The following is an 18541-nucleotide window of genomic DNA, read 5'->3' on the forward strand; positions in this document are numbered from 1 at the left end:
GACCAAGAGAGAGCATCCCGATGGCGAATACCCTGGACTCCCTGCCGCTAATTCTTGAACCCGAACAGCTGGAGCCGCTGCTTGGCTCGCCCGGCCTGACTCTCGTCGACCTATGCCGCACTGAGAACTATCAGGCTGCGCACCTGCCGGGAGCGATTCATATTCCACCGGGGGCGACGCAATATGGCCGCCCGCCCGCGCCAGGCCTGTTACCGGACAAGTCTCAGCTGCAAGCCATTGTTCAACACATCGGGTTACGCCATGACAGCCACGTAGTGGTGTATGACGATGAAGGCGGCGGCTGGGCCGGCCGGATGATCTGGCTGCTCGATAGCATCGGATTTCAGCGTTACAGCTATTTGAACGGCGGTCTGGTCGCCTGGCATGACGAAGGTCGCCCGCTCACTCGTGAGGAGCCCAGCGTCACTCCCAGCGACTACGATATTCAGTTGCGCTCAGAACCCACAGCGACTCTGGACCAGTTACAGGCTGAGCTGGGCGACTCCGCACTGGCGATATGGGACGCCCGATCGCCTCAGGAATACCAGGGAGTACGTCAAACCGCCATGCGCAATGGCCATATTCCCGGCGCCGTTAATTACGAGTGGACCAGGGCGATGGACCCGTCCGCAGGCTTGCGTCTGCGCGACCTGACGGTAATTAAAGAAGAACTGGAAGCGCTCGGCCTTAACGCCGACAAACACATCGTCACACACTGCCAATCCCATCACCGCTCTGGACTGACTTATTTGCTCGGGAAGGCGTTGGGCTTTAATATGCGCGCCTACGCTGGGTCTTGGGGCGAGTGGGGCAACCACCCCGATACGCCGATCGACCAGCCCTGACAGACCGCGTTTGCGGTGGTTTTACGCACGGAACACAACATGTCCTTATCTGACCGTCTTTTTATTCTGAGCCAGCATCTGACTCCACAGCACGCGCTATCGCGCGCCATTGGCAAGCTGGCGGATTCCAGGACGCCGTTTATAAAGAACACCTTCATCAAGTGGTTCATCAAGCGTTATAACGTGAACATGCAGGAAGCGTTACTTCCGTCTGCGGAAGATTATGCCTGCTTCAACGACTTTTTTACCCGGGCGTTAAAGGATGGCGCACGCCCCATCCATCCTGACGCCTCACGACTGGTGATGCCGGTGGATGGCGCTGTATCGCAGGCAGGCTCCATCGACTATGGCAAAATCTTCCAGGCCAAAGGCCATAGCTTCAGTCTCGTCGAGTTGTTGGGAGGCGACCTGCAAAGGGCGCAACCGTTTATTGGCGGCGAATTCGCGACCATCTATCTGTCCCCCAAAGACTATCACCGCATCCATATGCCGATAGACGGCGAACTGCGGGAGATGATCTATGTTCCCGGCAAACTCTACTCGGTCAACCCGCTGACCACCGAGAACGTGCCTGCGCTGTTCGCGCGTAATGAACGCGTCGTGTGCATTTTTGACACGCCACTGGGACCGATGTCCATGACGCTGGTCGGCGCCATGATCGTCGCCAGCGTAGAAACGGTGTGGGCCGGCCGCGTGGCGCCAATGGGCAAAACAGTGCGCAGCTATACCTACAAGCCAGGCGAAGTCACCATCAAGCGCGGCGAAGAAATGGGACGCTTCTGCCTGGGCTCAACTGTTGTGATGACCTTCCCTAAAGGCTCCATGCGCTGGCGCGAAGGCTTCAAAACAGAGACGCCAGTGCGCCTGGGCGAAGACCTGGGTGAGATTTTGCAGACCGTTACGGCCGTTGACGAACAAATAACGGACTAATATGACGACGGGCGACAGGCCGCTCCGGTCTGTCGCCGCGACGCTTCAGCTAGATTCTGTCCGCCGGAAATCCCAGCACATCCTCTAACCGGCATTTCCCTTCGAGCACCATAAACAGCCGATCCACGCCCAACGCAATGCCAGAGGACTCCGGCATATCAGGCAGCGCCGCCAGTAAACGCTCGTCCACCGGAATAACCGGTTTCTTCGCCGCTGACCTGGCGAGATTGTCTTCTTCAAAGCGCCGTCTTTGCTCAACCGGGTCTATCAACTCGTCATAGGCGTTGGCGATTTCGACTCCATTGATGTACAGCTCAAAGCGGAAAGCCACCGCGTCGCCTTCGGCGTCTTCACCGACTCTAGCCAGGGCCGCCTGACTCGGCGGATAGTCACGGATAAACACCGCACCCAAGGGTTTCAACGCAGGCTCAACGCGGTGAGTCATCAGCACATCCAACGCCTCCTCCCGGCTCAGTTCTGACGCCGCCATGCCGCTGGCTTGCGCCGCTACCTCCTGCAGCGCCGAGGTTTCCGCCCGATACGGGTCCAGATCGACAAAGCGCTGGAACGCCTGCCGATAACTCATGCATTCCGCTTTTTCTTCGTAGCCCAGACTGGCCAGAAGCTCCTCCACCTCACGCTGCAGATCCTGGAGCGAAAACCCGGGACGGTACCACTCCAACATGGCGAATTCCGGATTATGACGAGTCCCGAACTCGCCGCGCCGAAACGCCCGGGTAATCTGGTAGATGGGCCCTGAACCCGCGGCGAGCAGGCGCTTCATCGCATGCTCCGGTGAGGTGAGCAGATAGCGAGGTTCAGGGTCCGCACTGATGACGTCAAAACTGTCCAGATTGAGGTCGGTCGCAGTAACGCTGCTCAGCAAAGGCGTATCTACTTCCAAGACTTTCCGGCTATCGAAAAAAGCGCGTATGCGCTTAATAAAATCAGCTCTTTTGCGAAGGGTGTCGATTGTGGCGCTTGGACGCCAGACGGGCTGTTGCATAGTCGAATAAGAAAAAATCAGTCTGAAACAATAAAAAAGGCGGATTCCAACGAATCCGCCTTTCCATGACTCAACGCGCAGCCTTACAAAGGCCTATGCGGCGTTATCAGCTCTTAACGCGGCTCACGTATTCGCCGGAGCGAGTGTCGACTTTGATCATTTCGCCCTGGTTAATGAACAGAGGTACAGCCACCACCGCGCCTGTGGTCAACTTGGCGGGCTTGCTGCCGCCCTGAGCGGTGTCGCCACGTACGCCGGGATCAGTTTCAACAATTTCCAGCTCAACAAAGTTGGGCGGAGATACAGACAGCGGCGCGCCGTTGTATAAAGTCACAGTGTAGACGTCCTGCTCTTTCAGCCACTTAGTGGTGTCGCCAACAGCGGAAACGTCCGCCGCGTGTTGTTCGAAAGAGCCGTCAGTCAGCATGAAATGGTAGAATTCGCCGTCGGTGTACAGGTATTCCATATCCAGATCCACAACGTCCGCGCCTTCTACAGAATCACCGGACTTGAACGTACGCTCACCGACGCGGCCAGACTTCAGGTTACGGAACTTGACCCGGTTGAACGCCTGCCCTTTTCCGGGTTTGACAAACTCGTTCTCAATAATGGAACAAGGGTCTCCGTCCAGCATAATCTTGAGACCTGATTTGAATTCGTTGGTAGAATAGTTGGCCATACTTCCTCTTGAAACAGAATGATCGCCAGACGGCGACGCATGTTAAAATTCGGTCAGAACCTGACTTGTGGTGCAAATTTGTAAATGATAGCCCGAAATCCGGTTGCAGTAGAAGTCTGCGACGCGAAACTTGACGCCCAATCCGCCCCCTCACTCTCCTGGAGCCAGCAAATCGTCGACATGATCAAGTCGCCGCAGGAACTGCTGTCGCTTTTGGAGTTGCCGCACGCGCTATTGCAGGACGCGCTTCCCGGGCATGCGCAGTTTCCGGTGCGGGCGACTCGCGATTACGTGCGCCGCATGAAGAAAGGCGACCCGAACGACCCTCTATTACTTCAGGTGCTGCCACTGCATCTGGAGCAGCAGGAAATGGCCGGCTATAGCGCCGACCCGCTGAGCGAAGCGGATTACACCGCCTCCAAAGGCATCTTGCAGAAGTATCACGGCCGCGCCCTGCTCATTACCACCAGCGCCTGCGCCATCCACTGCCGTTACTGCTTCCGACGCCATTTCCCCTACAGCGAACATCGCCAAAGCCGCGCGCAATGGAAGGAAGCCCTGGCGACCTTGCCGGGCGACGACAGCGTCAGTGAAATCATTCTCAGCGGCGGTGATCCGCTCATGCTGAATAACTCAGTTCTTGATGAGTTACTCACTCTCATCGCAGAGCTGCCGCAGATCAGCAAGGTAAGGCTCCATACGCGTCTGCCAATCATGCTGCCTGATCGCATTGATCAAGGACTACTGGACCTGTTTTCGGACCGTCCATTCAAAACCATCATGGTTATCCACGCTAACCACAGCGCAGAGCTGGATGGCTCCGTGGAACAAGCTTTGGCGCGACTGCGCCCGGCAGTCCATATGTTGCTGAACCAAACCGTTCTGCTTAAGGGCGTTAATGACGACGCCCCCACCCTGGCCGCTCTTAGCGAGAGATTATTTGAATGCGGCGTTACGCCCTATTACCTGCATCAGCTCGATAAAGTTCAGGGCGCCGCTCATTTTGACTGTGGCGACGAACGTCTTTCTTCTTTAATGCAAGCGTTAAGAGCCAAACTACCCGGTTACCTGGTTCCGCGCCTGGTCAGAGAAATCCCCGGAGCCCCCTCCAAAACGCCCATCTTCGCCTGATTAAGGACAAAGGCGCGGCGCAAAAAAGTTTTGACAGGGATGACTGGTTATGTAACTTTTTGTCGCTTTGTGTTACACCCATGTTAATCGTAAAAGTTTGCAAAAGAAGGGATTTTGGAGGCCCCTCCACTCCCTTTGAAGAATCTTTGCTATTCTAAAAGCAAGAATTTTCATTTATTTTGAAAAAACGCGCGTATCCCGCTGGATTCATTGAGTTATCGGCAGGCATGCGTTCAGGTCACCACGAAAACTATAATGGTTGTCATGCATGGACGGTCAAAGTACTGCGCCGAAAATAACTGTTCCTGAGCTCAAGCTCACCTCGCTGTCCTTCTGCGAACCTAACGTTAAGCAGTTGGAGCATTGGGTGAGCCAGCTGCCCATCGCCAACATTGGTGAAACCGCCAAACGGCTATACCATGCGATTATTGAACTCAACCAACTGATTACCGCACCCGCTAACCGCTACCAGTTAATGGAAGTCATCCGTGGACCTATCTATTACGTCTGCACGGAATTATCAAAACACTTTCTTAACCACTCAATAGTTCTGCCCGAAAAACAGCGCAAAATCGCCAACCTCGCCCAGGCCCTGCAACTACATCTAGCTAATGGCTATAAGCTGGTGATTCACGATCAGCTCAGCGCCTCCATGTCGGACCGCGCCAAAAAGTCTCTGGCGACTGCCTGCCATCGCGCCATCAGTGACCTTTCCCGTTGCGTATTACGCGCCTGCCAGCTGTATTGCCAAAGCCCAACCAATGTCTGGCTGGAAATTCATCAGCTTTATAAGTTTGCGCACACCTTTAAGTTCGCCAACGCCAAAGTGCGTGACGAGCAGTCAAAGTTATTTGAAGAAACCACGCTGGAGCATATCTACAAGCGTGTGCTGCTGCTTGGCTGCTGCAAGCCCAATCAGATGCGCCAAAATGATATCGCCGCCGCTTTCGAGGCCTTCGAATCCTGGGCGCAATTTACGGATGTTCTGGACGACGCGGAGACAACCGCACTGTTTATCGTCAATCCCGGCGCAGATGCGGCGCCTCACTATCGCAGCTTGCAAAGCGCAGCGCCCAGCCTGGACTCTTTCGGTTTCGACACCGCCCGTCTGGTGGACAGACTGACGGACTACATCGCCTATGTGAACACGCACAAGAAGGCGCCGGAAGGCGTATTGGACATGCCGGTGCGGATGACCGACAACGTATTGTCATCGCTAAGTCAGGCGTTGGGCATTCTGACAAAACGCACCTTTAAACGTATGTCCAGCACCGGCCGCGTATTCCTGAGCGTCGGACTCTCCGCCACGCACTTTTTCTGCGCCAACGGCGTCGAGTTCAATACCCTGCTGATGTCGAAAAATGACGATGACAATGACGTCAACTATTTCATGCAGCGCGCGCGTAAAACCGATGTCTGGAATTCCTCTTTCGACGCGGGTCCCACTCGTGACGATCGCGGCCGCGCCGCTGAAATGTCGCCGATAAATTATCCCGGCATCAATCGCATTAAACAGACGGAAACCAAATCCAACTACATGCAGCATATCGTACCCCTGGTGAACACCAGTCCAGGCGGCTACTGCATTCAATGGGTGGGCGACGTGCCCGGCAATGTCCAGGCTGGAGAGTTGCTTGGCGTGCGGGAAGATGAGTCTCACCCCTGGAGCATTTCCGTCATCCGCTGGATTCGCCAGATTAAACAACATGGCACCCAGTTCGGCGTCGAGTTGCTGGCGCCCAGCGCCAAGCCTTGCGGCGTACAGCTCACGCAGAAAACCGGCGAAGGCAGCGAGTTTTTGCGCGGGCTGCTGTTGCCGGAACTTCCCTCCATCGGACAACCTGCGACGCTCATCACTCCTCGCCTGCCGTTCCAGGTGGGTCACAAAGTCATCATCAACAAACAGGGACGCGAAACCAAAGTGCAGCTTTGTCGTCGGGTGTCCGCTACCGGCAGTTTCAGTCAGTTTGAGATTAAGTTTTTAAATCAATCGCTTAATCAAGCCCAGGAAGAAGTGAAAACTACGGGCGCAAGCGAAGATGATTTTGATTCACTATGGCCGTCCTTATAGGAACGAACGTCAAATTACTTAACATATTTCCTTGTCGCATAATAAAGAGCGACCTAGAATAACTTACATATATAAAACTTTGTAAAATCTGGGCTGTAGAGCGCTCTTGAGGTGCGTTCGGCGCCAAGGTTTACGCCAATTGACTGGAGTTTGATCAATTCACGTTCATGCAAAAAAAAAATCCAACGGTACATTTGCTGATCCTGGACGCCTCGCAAAATGATGCCGAAAAAGTAGTCAGCCTACTTCGGAATGCAGGGAGAGCCACGCGCGCTCACCGAGTCACCAGTCTGGAGGATTTGGAAGAGTCGCTAAACTCTCAGGTGTGGGATCTGTTCATCGCCAAAGAAGTCGACGGGGAAGTCACCTATAAGCACTGCCTCGAACAAATCAAAAGACTGGAAAAAGACCTTCCTTTTATCCTTCTGACACAGACCTTCGATGAGGACTCAGCCCTGGAAGGACTGAAGCTGGGCGCACGCGAAGTGCTGCCGGTGGATGCACTTCCGCGAATGGTGTTTTCCGTCAAGCGCGAGCTGAGCGACCTGGAAGAACGTCGTCGTCGCCGCAACATCGAAGTGCATCTGCGGGAAGCGGAAAAACGCTGCAACCTGTTGCTCGAAAGCTCCATGGACGCCATCGCCTACATCAACGAAGGCATGCACGTTTTCGCTAACAAAGCTTACCTGGAGCTGTTCGGTTACGAAGACATCGACGAATTGATGTGTATTCCCGTCATGGACGTTCTGTCCAGCGGCAGCCAGGAACCTTTCAAAGATTTCCTCAAAGCGTTCAATGACGCCCAGCAAAATCAGCAACATAAAGAGCTGACCTGCACCATTCGCAAGAGCGACGACTCCGAAGTAGAGGTCGTCCTCAGCTGCTCTCAGGCGACGTATGACGGCGAAGCCTGTACTCAGATTATCGTGCGCCCGGAAGTCGATCCTGAACTGGAAGAGAAGCTGCGTAAGTTCAGCAGCGAAGACTTGCTGACCGGTCTCTACAATAAGGTGCACTTCATGGAGCACCTGGAAGGAGCGATCGACAAAGCGCTCAACAATGATCTGCAAGGCAGCCTGCTGTATCTGGAGCTGGACGACTTCTCCGTCGCCCGTAACGAATACGGCATCCCAGGCTCAGACAGCATCCTTGGCGATTTCGCCAACATGTTGAAGTCCATTTGCCCTGACAACTACTCCCTGGCCCGTCTTGGCGATGACACCTTCGCTATATTGGCGTCCCAGGTCGACGATAAGGGCTCTGAGCAACTGGCGGAAAATATTCGCAAGCAGACGGAAGAACATTTATTCGAAGTTGGCGACCGCACCGCGCAGGTCACTGTCAGCATAGGCATCGCCCGCATCAACGAAAATGCGCCGAAAGCAGAAGAGCTGATGAGCCGCGCTCACAAAGCCTGTTCACATGTTCACAATCTGGAAGGCAAGAAGAAAGGCAATGGCGTTTACTTATATAACGCCGTGGACTTCGACGCAGCGCAGCCTCTGGATGAAGACATGGTCGCCGTGCTGCAGCGCAGCCTGGACAACGGCCGCTTCCGCCTGTTGTTCCAACCGATCATTGGTTTACGCGGCGAAGGCGAAGAGCATTACGAAGCCTTCCTGCGCATGTTGAACGACAAGGACGAGGAAATCAGCCCATCTGAGTTTTTGCCCATCGACAGCAACGCCGAACTTGCGATCAAACTGGATCGCTGGGTGATCCTGCAGAACATCAAGAGCCTCAGCGCGCATCGCGCCAAAGGACACGACACCAAGCTGTTCTTGAACATCACTCCCTACACGGTGCTGGATAAAACCTTCGTACAGTGGCTGGGCCTGGCGTTGAAGGCAGCCAAACTGCCCGGCGGCGCCTTGATATTCCAGATCGCCGAAGAGAACGCTATCGAGTATCTGAAACAGGCCAAAGAGTTCGCTGCGGGCATTAAACGCTTAGGCGGCAAGATTTCCATTGGACGTTTCGGTTGCGCCTTGAACCCATTCAACACCATCAAACACGTTGAATGCGATTACATCAAGATGGATGGCTCATTCACCGAAGAGATTCAGAAAGACGAGCGCTCCAGAGAGAAGCTAAAGGAAATGATCACTCAGCTACAGGAGTTGAAGAAACTAACGGTAGTGCCTTTCGTGGAAAACGCTTCCGTACTGTCCACACTGTGGCAGGCGGGCGTCAACTACATTCAGGGCTACTATCTGCAGGAGCCCTCACCGGAAATGAATTACGACTTCAGCGAGGGCGAGTAGCCTCGCAGACGTCGACATTCGTTCCTTTTGCTGTGTTCACGGCGGGCCTGAGGCCCGCCTTTTTTGTTTTGGATGACCCATCCTGAATAGAGTTGGCGCCTATTCAGGACTAGACAGGAGAGCAGCTTACTCGCCGCCCACCAACAAAGCAGTGTCGCTTTCCCGCAGCCCCAGCAAGTAGAGAATGCTGTCGAGCCCCAGATTGGAAATCGCGTGCTTGGCGGATTCTTTCACCAGAGGTTTAGCGCGGAAGGCGATACCCAGTCCAGCCACGCTCAGCATCGGCAGATCGTTGGCGCCGTCGCCCACTGCAATCACCTGCTCCAGACGCAAGCCTTCTTTTTCCGCAATCTCCCGCAACAGCTCCGCTTTGCGCGCACCGTCAACAATCCTGCCGGTCACTTCACCCGTGACTGCGCCGTCTTTAATATCCAGCTCGTTGGCGTACACATAGTCTATGCCCAACTTGGCCTGGAGTCCCTTCGCAAAATAAGTGAAGCCGCCCGAGAGAATCGCAGTCTTGTAACCCAGCATACGCAGATGGGAAATCAGCTTTTCCGCGCCTTCCGTCATCACCAGTCGCGCCTGCACTCTTTCCAGAACGCTCTCAGAGAGACCTTTCAATAGCCCCACTCGCTTGCGGAAGCTTTGCGAGAAATCCAGTTCGCCGCGCATGGCCATTTCAGTGATTTCAGAGACCTGCTCGCCAACACCCGCTTCTTTGGCCAGCTCATCGATGACTTCCGCTTCGATCAGCGTGGAGTCCATATCAAATACCACCAGACGACGATTGCGGCGATAGATATCGTCTTTCTGAAACGCGATATCCAGGTTCAGGTCATTCGACACATGCAGGAATTCCGCTTTTAACGCATCCAGATTCTGCGGCGTCCCGCGCACGGCGAACTCGATACAGGCCTGGGCGTTTGTGCGGTCTTCGTAGAGTGACAGACGGCTCGACAAGCGGCTGATGTTGTCGATATTCAGATGATGGTCAGCCGTAATGCCGGACACCCGTGCAATCTGCTCTGCGGTGATCTCGCGCGCCAACAGCGTAACAATATAGCGCTCTTTGCCCTTGCCTTTCGCCCACTCGGAGTATTCCTGCTCTGATACCGGCTTGAACTGCACCTGCAAGTTCAAGGCGTGAATGCAAAACAGCAGCTCCTTCAAAACATTCGCGGATTCCTCGCTGTCAGGAATCTGCACCAATATGCCCCAGGTTAGATAATCGTGTATAACAGCCTGACCGATATCCAAAATAATCAGCCCGTGCTCAGCCATGATCCGGGTGATCGAGGAAGTCAGTCCTGGTTTGTCATATCCAGAGACATTAATCAGTAGTATTTCGCTCACGGCGTCTTCCACCTCAATCTAACTGCTTAGCTATGAATAATTGCGGACATCGCGCGCCCGGACGAACGCGCACAGATGTGATTTACTCGCCTTCCGGGGATACCGGTTCGGCGCTTTCATCAACGATGATTTCCACTCGGTCGACGCGTTGCAGGCCACGGGGCAGCTTGTGCCCACGGCGACCGCGCTCACCCAGATAATGGCTCAAGTCATCGAAAGTCAGTTTGAGGAAACGTTTACCCGCGTGCAGCACCAAGGTGTCTTTCTCACCCACCACCGCCAGATTGCTCATGACTTCTTCACGAGCTTGCGCACGAGCGCTGGGGATGCCGATGATCTTGTTGCCCTTGCCTTTGGCCAGCTCTGGAAGTTCGCTCACGGGAAACACCAGCATTCGCCCTTCATTACTGATCGCCACCAAGTGAGGGTTGTTTTGCCGCTCCAACAGAATCGGCGGCGATACGCACGCGCCTTTCGGCAAGGAAATCAAGGCTTTGCCAGCACGGTTTTTCGATTGCAAATCTTCCAGTTTGGCCACAAAGCCATAACCCGCGTCTGACGCCAGCACCACCTTCATGGAGTCCGGCCCCATCAGCACATGGGTAAAGCCCGCGCCGGAAGGCGGATTGACTCGCCCGGTAAGCGGCTCGCCCTGGCCCCTGGCGGAAGGCAATGAATGCGCCGCCACGCAATAGGAACGTCCAGTATCGTCAAGGAAGATGGCATTCTGGTGACTGCGCCCCTTGGCCGCGGCGAGGAACTTGTCGCCCGCTTTGTAACTGAGGCCTTCGGCGTCGATATCATGACCTTTGGCGGCCCGCACCCAGCCCTTCTCTGACAACACCACAGTCACTGGCTCAGAGGCGATCAAGTCAGTTTCACTGAACGCCTGCGCTTCTTTACGCTCAACAATGGGAGAGCGGCGCTCGTCGCCAAACGTCTCCATATCCTGCTTCAGTTCGGTCTTAACCAGCTTACGCAGTTTTGCTTCAGAACCCAGGATGTCTTCGAGTTTCTTACGCTCTTTTTCCAGCTCATCCTGCTCCGCCCTGATTTTCATTTCTTCCAGGCGGGCCAGTTGCCGTAATTTGGTGTCCAGAACGTACTCGGCCTGCACATCGCTCAAGCCAAAACGCTCCATCAGGACGGGTTTGGGCTTGTCTTCACTGCGGATAATCGCGATGACTTCATCAATATTCAGGAACGCAACCAACAAGCCTTCCAAAATATGCAGGCGCGCCATTACCTTCTGTAAGCGATGCTCCAGTCTGCGTCTGACCGTCTGCGTCCGGAACGTCAGCCATTCCTGCAGCAGCACGCGCAGGTCTTTCACCGCAGGACGTCCATCCAGGCCCACTACGTTGAGGTTGACCCGATAGTTCTTTTCCAGATCTGTGGTGGCGAACAAGTGCGCCATCAGAGGCTCTGCGTCAATGCGATTGGAGCGAGGAATAATGACCAGTCGAGTCGGATTCTCATGATCGGACTCATCCCGCAGATCCGCCACCATGGGCAGTTTTTTGGCCTGCATTTGCTGGGCGATCTGCTCCATGATGCGGGCGCCGGACACTTGGTGCGGAAGCTCAGTGACAACGATGTCCTGACCTTCTTTGGTGTATTTCGCACGCATTTTGACGGAACCGCGTCCCGTCTCGTAAATCTGACGCAGATCGCTGCGAGAGGTGACAATTTCACCGCCGGACGGGAAGTCCGGTCCTTCTATATATTCACACAGGTCTTCCACCGTGGCTTTCGGGTGATCCAGCATGTGAATACAGGCTTGCGTCACTTCCCTCAGATTATGGGGAGGAATGTCCGTCGCCATGCCGACAGCGATGCCTGTGGTGCCGTTTAGCAGAAGATTGGGCAAACGCGCAGGCAGTAAAGCCGGCTCATCCAGGCTGCCGTCAAAGTTGGGAACCCAGTCCACCGTGCCCAGACCGATTTCGCTTAACAACACTTCCGCGTACTTCGCCAGACGAGCTTCGGTGTAACGCATGGCGGCGAATGATTTGGGGTCATCCGCAGAACCCCAGTTGCCCTGTCCATCAATCAATGGATAACGATAGGAAAAAGGCTGCGCCATCAACACCATGGCTTCATAACAGGCGGAGTCGCCATGAGGATGGAATTTACCCAACACATCCCCGACGGTACGGGCGGATTTTTTGTGCTTGGAGGCGGCGCTCAGGCCAAGTTCGGACATGGCGTAAACAATGCGCCGTTGCACCGGCTTCAGGCCATCGCCGATATGGGGAAGCGCCCGATCCAGAATGACGTACATGGAATAATCAAGGTAGGCTTTTTCCGTATATTCCTTTAGCGGACGACGCTCAATCCCCTCTTCAAACATCATGCTCATAGATTCTTAAATGCTCGCTCAGCTCGTCATTCGAATTTGTCAAAACCCGTACTCTACGCAAGGTCTGGCCCAAGATAAAGTCAAATTCGCATTGCTACGTAGCGGCTTGTACGCATTTTGAGCAAGGTCTGCAATCACTAAGATCGCCTCACTCCATTTAACAAAGGAGGCTAACTTGTTATTCAAAATTTTCGTTCAGCAGAAAGAGCAGTTGGCCGCAGCCAAGCCTTCCGCTCCGCAGCTTCCAGCAAAATTTCCAGTGCTCGGAGCCAAACTGGCCCCGTTCCTGTTTCCATTTTGCATGAGCGCGTTCCTGGTGATGATGGCGATGGATTATCTCATTTCAGGACATTGGCAGGCGGCGCCTTACTACTTAAGCGCCAGTATTGTTTTGGCGAGCATTATCGCCGCAGTAAGAACCATCAAGAAAAAGCAGTAGCCGGATTTATCCGCCCTCTCATTCATAATAAGAGCTTATTCGCTCATCCCTAACGCTACTTTCCACAGGCTGGAAACCCGAGTCACCGCAGGCGACTAAAAACAATAAGCCTACGCGGGCCGACCGGAAAGCTTGGCGAACTCATCCATATAACGCATCACTTTTCTGACGTACTGGTATGTCTCCGTGGGCGCGTCCTGCTGCAGCGCTTTTAACACTTGCTCACGAGTTTGTACTGGGAATTTTCCGACGATTTTCCGTCGTACATTGCTTGGCCCCCAGTTGTAGGCCGCCAGCACCAGCATGGTCTGCACCGTCCGATCTTCGACCTGACCAAAGTAGCGGTGTCTCAGAATTTTCAGATAAGCGCCGCCCAGCTTGAGATTGGTATAAGGGTCAGCCAGTTCCTTTTCCGTAGGGTTTCGCGACTTTTTGTACAGACGCTTGTAGGCTTCACGGCCACCCGCTCCCGCCACCACCTGCATCAGGCCCATAGCGCCCCTGTCGCTACGCACGTCTGACCGCAAACTGGATTCCGTTCTGGCGACGGCGTATAGCAGACGCTCTTCCATATCCAGCTCTACCGCCACCTTGCGCACTTCTTTGGCGTAAGCGTATTGAGGCACATGACCCGGAAAACGATCCGCATCGTGAATCGGATCAGCATTGGAGTAGTAAGCGGCGTGTAAGGCATCAGCGTCTGGCAGTAACTGCCCGTGACTAGTTTGAGCATTAAACAGGCTCTGCATCCCTCCGAAACGCCAGGCGCTGACGGCCAGGCCAAGCATGCAGGCGGCGATAAATGCGATAAACAGTGGCGTGATATATTGTTCAATTAAAGGATGAGCGGCGACCACTTTCTGCTTCATTCCCACTTTCTCCATCACATCTGTATGGAGCCATTCTAATTTTCGAGGGAATTTAAGCTGTTTAAGCCGCGTTGGTATTTTGTTATTGAAAATTAAGCAAAAGCAAAATAATTAAAAAACCTCGCCGGCGCGATGGCGTCGGGCCGGCGGACTCGTCAGACATTTAGTTTAATACCAGTCTGTGAGCAACACCCCAAAGCCAATCCTTTGCGTGCGGTGGTTATAGTCGATCAGACTCTCGCCATAGCCATCGTAATACTCAATATATCCCTTCAAACGCCCCTGCAAGGGGAAGCTGTAGGACAGTTGCACCGTGGTGTGGTTGTCATTGCGGCGGAAGTTGTTGAACAGGCGCATACTGGCCACGTTCTCATTATGCTTATAGGTCGCTCCAAACTCTGCGTACCCCATATAGTTGTGAATATCGGGGTTGTCGTCGTCATCCCCGCTTTCCGGCAGACGCCACCAGGGTTTAACGCTGAAAGTCATACTTCCCTGATTGAACAGGAACGCCGTATAGATGCGGTTCCAGCTTCGCGACGTCGGCTCGGTGCGCCCATTCGACTGATGACTCAATCCCAGCACATAGTGCTCAGAGGTGTAGCCAAACAGGCTCAGGTTATTACGGAACAAAAAAATCAGCTCGGGCTCGTAATTGGTTTCCCGAAAGGGCGCGGACAGTGACTGGTTATACAACTGCCAGAAAGAGACCTGAGTATAAGCAAACCAGAGGCTCATGGGCTCGGGGATAAAGTTACGCGCCAATTGCACTTTGAAACTAATCTGGAACTTGGTCTCCGAGTGCTTTTGACTCTCCAGGTCCATACTAGGCTCTCTGGTCGGGCTGTATGGCATCTCGTTGGGGTCGTCCACATAGGAATACAACAGCAGATAGTTGGGCTTGTGAGGGATAATGAGGAATCGGTTGTCGGAGAAAGTCGTTTCAAACTCCAGGCGCTTATCGATATCGCTGGGTTGCCGGATATCGCCTAGGGGGTCATCATTCTGCTCCTCTACCGCGCCCGTTTGGGGATCGTCTTCCTTACCCAGGGATTTGGCTACGCTGTCATAACAAATCAGGCGTTGCTGTACATCCTCCAGCTCATAGCACGCCAATATAGGCGTCTCGTTTTCTTCGGCGAAAACCGTCGTCGCCCCGAGTAACAAAAGACACAATCCCCAACGCATTAAATCACCATTTATTCCTAACCTACTGAAGCAAAAGCGTATTTAACATCATACGCGAAAGCTTACAATCATTTATGTTTGAGCCCGAAATTACGATCCGAACATACCGCAGAAAATTCCTGTTGCCGTCTCCAAACAAAACACTGTATATTTAAACAGTATTTTGGAGGCAGGTTATGCAATACGGCGAAGCAAGCAAAGGGCGTGGAACCGGGACCAATCCACACAATCGTTTTCACCCGCAACGCAGCGAGAGCGATCCCGCTGAAATCGCCGCGTGGAGCGAAGTCCACGACGAAGCTTATCAGAAGCACCCGCAAACGGAATATATCCAGCAAAGCTGTCAGTCCATTGTCAGCAAGAATAATTCCCCCGATATTCCCTTCACTTACTCCATCAATCCCTATCAGGGATGTGAACATGGATGCGTCTACTGCTACGCCCGCCCCAGTCATGAGTACCTGGACCTGTCGCTGGGCCTCGACTTTGAAACCAAGATCTACTGCAAAACCAATGCAGCGGAAAAGCTGCGCGTCTTTCTGGATCAGCGCAATTACCGCTGCGAAACCATTGCTATCGGCGGCAACACCGACCCATATCAGCCCTCCGAACGGCAACTGAAAATCACCCGCAGCCTGCTCAATGTCATGGTGGATACCAAGCACCCGGTTACACTGATCACCAAGAGCAACCTCATACTGCGCGATATAGACCTGTTGCGGGAGCTGGCGTTTCAGAATCTGGTCAAAGTCATGATCAGCGTCACCACCATGGACGTGAAACTGAAAAATATCCTGGAACCCCGCGCGGCGAGTCCCAAAGCGCGTCTCAAAGCGATAGAGACCTTGCGCCGGGAAGGCATCCCCGTTGGCGTCATGGTGGCTCCGGTGATCCCCGGCATCAACGATCCGGAAATTGAAGATATCGTTACCCAATGCGCCAACGCCGGCGCACTCAATGCCGGCTATATCCTGTTGCGATTGCCTCATCAGTTAAAGGAGCTTTACGAAAACTGGCTGCAGCAGCACTATCCGCTGCGCAAGGAGAAGGCGCTCAACTTGCTGAGAGAGTGCAGAAATGGCGAGCTGTATCAGTCTGATTTCCGCACTCGCCAAAGCGGCGTGGGACACTTCGCCCGTCTGATCGAGCAACGCTTTAGTATCGCCGCCAAGCGCAATGGACTTAATCTACGACGGGACTCTCCACTGCGCACAGACCTGTTCACCCCGCCAGGGGCATCCGGGCAGATTGATCTGTTTTCCTTGTAGAGCGAGCCCTATGGCTCGCTCTGTATGGCTTAGCCGAATACCGTTACGGTCTGCTGGCTGAGCGCCACCAACTCGCCTTTGGCGTTCCACAACTTGGAGCGGGTATAAGCATACCCTTCCGAAGCGTGCTCAACGTATGCCTTATACAGACACAGCTCATCCGGCTGAATTGATGGCGTTGGCTGCGGGAACTGAATAGACCAGGTCAGCGTGCTGGCGGGAGCCGGCGCTTTCACCCAAGGTAAGGTCGCTGGCGGCCAGGCGTCCACCAATCCAAGAATGTGCCCCAGCGTAATCGCTGGTTCCGGCTGGCGGAAGCGCACCCAGCCACCCATTTCTCTCGACTGCACGCCGGAGAACGGCAGGTTGCCATAAGCGTAGTAGTAGTTGAAATGCTGGGTAAACTCGGGCGTGACGCCTTTAATGTAGGGCATTTCAATACACTGATCAGGGGCCTTCGCTTCTGGCGTCGCTTCCCCGGATGCATTGATGATGGTGTCCCGCGCCTTGCCGAAACTGGCGAAAGCCGTGGCTTTCACTTCCCCTTGTTGAATAGCGCGGCCCAACACCTGGCTGACTGAACCGCCTTCGCGCAATAACTCGCTGGCGACGGTCAATTTAGTAGGGGCGACGGGGGAGACGAACGAGATATTAAATTCACGCAGTGGGCGATCCTCGGAGAGCGACTGGCGCATGGCTTCGTAGATAAACGCCGCTACCAGCCCTCCAAAGGTCGAGCGACCTTGGGACCAGTCCTCGGCGATTTCTACATCGCATACTGAGTCGCTAACTTCTCCCAGGAGCTTGGAAAAAAGCATTGGAATTCACCTTTATTGCTTACATTGCTTCATGACGAAAAATGTCCTGGCCTCCTGACGTCATACTGCTACACGCCATCAGGCGCACACAGGATCGAGCGTTATTCGCCGGTCGCCGTCACTTGCGACCGAACGATGTTTACAGCATTAACTTTAAATTGCAAGGCTCCACCATCCCCCTTCCAGCCGGTTTCAATTCCACCGACTCAAAGCTGCAAACTGAAGCCTGCACGGGCGGGATATCGCCTTTCCCGCCCGCTAGGACAAAAAGCCTGTTACAGGGAACCCTGTGCGGCCATGTCCATATATTTACTGGTAAAGCGCAGCTTGACGTTCTTCTCGTCACCCAGCACTTTGCCGTTATCGAACTGAATGCCGACAAAGTCAGCCGACTGCGCGGTAGCGCCAAACAAACCTTTGTCGAAGCTGAACTGACGCACGTACTCCATGGTCTTCTCAATCGCGTCGGACTTGGTGTAGTCGCGGGCTTCGGCGGGCGTGTAGAACATCGCGGTGGTGCGCAGCTGAGCTTTAAACTCAGGCACCGTGGCGCCAGTGGCTTCCGCCATATACTCGATCGCTTCTTTGCTGCCCGCGCCGCCGCTTATGGTCGCCATGGTTTCATACCATGCGCCGGTAAGGGCTTTTTTGAAACGCTCATCCGCGTCTGTCTTCACAAATGTGATATCCAGAATTTCACCTGGAATCATGGACGAGTCAAAAATCATCTGCGCGCCCTTGGCGTTACGCGCCTGCTGCAAAGGCGGATTCCAGGTCACCACCGCGCCTTTGGAGCTGGATATAAAGGCGCTGGCGATGTCCGCATCAGAGGTATTCACTACCGTGACGTCTCTTTCAGACATGCCGTTTTTATCCAGTGCACGCGCCAACATGTAATGGGATACGGAAAACTCCACCAAGTTGATTTCCCGTCCTTTCAACTCCGCCACGCTGTGCGCGCCTTTCACGACAATACCGTCATTGCCGTTGGAGTAGTCGCCGACGATAATCGCCTGCGTGTCCACGCCGCTGACGGAAGGAATCGTCAACGCGTCCATATTAGTCGCGGTGACCGCGTCAAAGTCGCTGGCGGTGTATAGGTTGATAGACTCAACGTAGTCATTGATCAACTGCACTTCAATTTCAATGCCGTATTTGTCCGCCCACTTCTTGACGATGCCCTGATCCGCTGCGTAGCCCCAGGGCTCCCAGCCAGTGTAATGGGACCAGGCTAGTTTGAACTTATCCGCCGCTGAAGCGGAGGCGGAAACCGCCAGGCACATCATGATGGAGGTTATGCTTCGTACCATAAATC

15 protein-coding genes are annotated in these 18541 nt (G+C 54.2%); 7 read left to right on the forward strand and 8 right to left on the reverse strand.

Going from position 1 to position 18541, the window contains the following annotated elements; translation table 11 throughout:
* Positions 1-20: 20 nt before the first annotated feature.
* Both KP814_RS01685 and asd read left to right on the forward strand, forming a co-directional pair.
* The gene (locus KP814_RS01685; protein ID WP_216735115.1) at positions 21-845 is read left to right on the forward strand and encodes a sulfurtransferase; all 825 of its coding nucleotides are present in this window, start codon (positions 21-23) and stop codon (positions 843-845) included.
* Positions 846-884: 39 nt separating this feature from the next.
* Positions 885-1775, forward strand: a complete 891-nt coding sequence (gene asd / locus KP814_RS01690; RefSeq protein ID WP_216735116.1) for an archaetidylserine decarboxylase — start codon at positions 885-887, stop codon at positions 1773-1775.
* 49 nt (positions 1776-1824) lie between these two features.
* Here the strand turns inward: asd and epmA are convergent, their stop codons facing one another.
* On the reverse strand, positions 1825-2781 hold the full coding sequence (gene epmA / locus KP814_RS01695; protein ID WP_216735117.1) for an EF-P lysine aminoacylase EpmA: 957 nt from the start codon (positions 2779-2781) through the stop codon (positions 1825-1827).
* A 106-nt stretch (positions 2782-2887) separates the two neighbouring features.
* Positions 2888-3460 (reverse strand): elongation factor P, encoded by a 573-nt coding sequence (gene efp / locus KP814_RS01700; protein WP_011399132.1) that lies wholly within the window; start codon positions 3458-3460, stop codon positions 2888-2890.
* A gap of 84 nt (positions 3461-3544) precedes the next feature.
* Between efp and epmB the strand changes: the two genes are divergently transcribed.
* From epmB to KP814_RS01715, 3 genes are all read left to right on the forward strand, one after another.
* Entirely contained in the window at positions 3545-4591 is a 1047-nt protein-coding gene (gene epmB, locus KP814_RS01705; RefSeq protein WP_216735118.1) for an EF-P beta-lysylation protein EpmB, read from the forward strand.
* A gap of 268 nt (positions 4592-4859) precedes the next feature.
* Positions 4860-6662, forward strand: a complete 1803-nt coding sequence (locus KP814_RS01710; RefSeq protein ID WP_216735119.1) for a GTPase — start codon at positions 4860-4862, stop codon at positions 6660-6662.
* Between the two features lie 167 nt (positions 6663-6829).
* Entirely contained in the window at positions 6830-8926 is a 2097-nt protein-coding gene (locus tag KP814_RS01715; protein ID WP_216735120.1) for an EAL domain-containing protein, read from the forward strand.
* Positions 8927-9052: 126 nt separating this feature from the next.
* On the opposite strand, the gene serB is transcribed toward KP814_RS01715, so the two are convergent.
* A complete protein-coding gene (serB, locus tag KP814_RS01720) occupies positions 9053-10282 on the reverse strand; it encodes a phosphoserine phosphatase SerB (RefSeq protein ID WP_216735121.1) in 1230 nt (409 codons plus the stop codon).
* An 82-nt stretch (positions 10283-10364) separates the two neighbouring features.
* The gene (parC, locus tag KP814_RS01725) at positions 10365-12644 is read right to left on the reverse strand and encodes a DNA topoisomerase IV subunit A (RefSeq protein WP_253938087.1); all 2280 of its coding nucleotides are present in this window, start codon (positions 12642-12644) and stop codon (positions 10365-10367) included.
* Between the two features lie 175 nt (positions 12645-12819).
* Here parC and KP814_RS01730 point away from each other — a divergent pair, with 175 nt between their 5' ends.
* Complete coding sequence (locus tag KP814_RS01730) at positions 12820-13083, forward strand: hypothetical protein (protein ID WP_041598903.1); 264 nt, start codon at positions 12820-12822, stop codon at positions 13081-13083.
* 110 nt (positions 13084-13193) lie between these two features.
* Here the strand turns inward: KP814_RS01730 and KP814_RS01735 are convergent, their stop codons facing one another.
* Both KP814_RS01735 and KP814_RS01740 read right to left on the reverse strand, forming a co-directional pair.
* A complete protein-coding gene (locus tag KP814_RS01735; protein ID WP_216735122.1) occupies positions 13194-13952 on the reverse strand; it encodes a transglycosylase SLT domain-containing protein in 759 nt (252 codons plus the stop codon).
* Positions 13953-14120: 168 nt separating this feature from the next.
* On the reverse strand, positions 14121-15140 hold the full coding sequence (locus KP814_RS01740; protein ID WP_216735123.1) for a phospholipase A: 1020 nt from the start codon (positions 15138-15140) through the stop codon (positions 14121-14123).
* A 176-nt stretch (positions 15141-15316) separates the two neighbouring features.
* On the opposite strand from KP814_RS01740, the gene KP814_RS01745 reads away from it, so the two are divergent.
* Positions 15317-16408, forward strand: a complete 1092-nt coding sequence (locus tag KP814_RS01745) for a PA0069 family radical SAM protein (RefSeq protein ID WP_216735124.1) — start codon at positions 15317-15319, stop codon at positions 16406-16408.
* A gap of 29 nt (positions 16409-16437) precedes the next feature.
* On the opposite strand, the gene KP814_RS01750 is transcribed toward KP814_RS01745, so the two are convergent.
* Together KP814_RS01750 and KP814_RS01755 are read right to left on the reverse strand one after the other, a co-directional pair.
* Complete coding sequence (locus KP814_RS01750) at positions 16438-17226, reverse strand: acyl-CoA thioesterase II (RefSeq protein ID WP_216735125.1); 789 nt, start codon at positions 17224-17226, stop codon at positions 16438-16440.
* A 275-nt stretch (positions 17227-17501) separates the two neighbouring features.
* Entirely contained in the window at positions 17502-18536 is a 1035-nt protein-coding gene (locus KP814_RS01755) for a putative urea ABC transporter substrate-binding protein (protein WP_216735126.1), read from the reverse strand.
* Positions 18537-18541 lie beyond the last annotated feature (5 nt).

The sequence above is a fragment of the Hahella sp. HN01 genome (genome assembly GCF_018986435.1).
Classification (GTDB): Bacteria; Pseudomonadota; Gammaproteobacteria; order Pseudomonadales; family Oleiphilaceae; genus Hahella.